1 protein-coding gene is annotated in these 890 nt (G+C 63.9%); it reads left to right on the plus strand.

Going from position 1 to position 890, the window contains the following annotated elements; translation table 11 throughout:
• The first annotated feature begins 68 nt into the window (after positions 1 to 68).
• A protein-coding gene (locus F1721_RS34230) for an IS5 family transposase (protein ID WP_150071003.1) occupies positions 69 to 877 on the plus strand; the annotation gives its coding sequence in 2 pieces (ribosomal slippage) (positions 69 to 420 and positions 420 to 877; 810 coding nt in all).
• Positions 878 to 890 lie beyond the last annotated feature (13 nt).

Raw genomic sequence — 890 nt, forward strand, 5'->3', positions numbered from 1 at the left:
ACAACTCGTTTCAAAATGATCGGCGCGTCTGCTGGCCGTAGTTGATCAAGTGTGGGCATGCTGATGTGGTGATTGAGAAGTTGGTTCCCGACAGTCTGTGGCAGCGGGTGGAGCCGTTGCTGCCGCCGAGGCCTGTGCGGCGGAGTCGGTATCCGGGTCGGTTGCCGGTGGATGACCGGGCGGCGTTGGCGGGGATCGTGTTCGTGCTCAAGACCGGGATCTCGTGGCGGGAGCTGCCGCGTGAGGTGTTCGGCTGCTCCGGGGTGACCTGTTGGCGTCGGTTGCGGGACTGGACCGAGGCCGGGGTGTTCGACGCGGTGCACAAGCTCTTGCTTGACCAGCTGCGAGCGCTGGATCGGCTCGATCTGGATGTGGCGGTGGTGGATGGGTCGCATGTACGGGCGTTGAAAGGGGGGAAGCGACGGGCCCCTCGCCCGTCGATCGGGCTCGGCTCGGTTCCAAGCACCATGTGATCACCGACGGCAACGGTATTCCGCTCGTGGTGTCTGCTACTGGTGGCAACCGGCACGACAGCACGCAGCTCATACCCCTGGTCGAGGCGCTTCCAGTGATCCGCGGGAAACGCGGCCGGCCTCGTCAGCGCCCGCGCTGGCTCTACGGCGACCGCGGCTATGACTACGACCATCATCGCAAGACCCTGCGAGACAAGGGCATCGTCCCGCGAATCGCTCGCAAGAACACCGCTCACGGCTCCGGTCTCGGCAAGATCAGATGGGTAGTTGAGCGGATGTTCGCCTGGCTGCACCAGTTCAAGCGTCTACGGATCCGCTGGGAACGCCGAGCCGACATCCACCTTGGCCTCATGCACCTGGCCTGCGTCCTCGTCTGCTACCGCAAGCTGCCGACTTCATTATGAAACCAGCTGTAAG

The organism is Saccharopolyspora hirsuta (assembly GCF_008630535.1).
Taxonomy (GTDB): domain Bacteria; phylum Actinomycetota; class Actinomycetes; order Mycobacteriales; family Pseudonocardiaceae; genus Saccharopolyspora; species Saccharopolyspora hirsuta.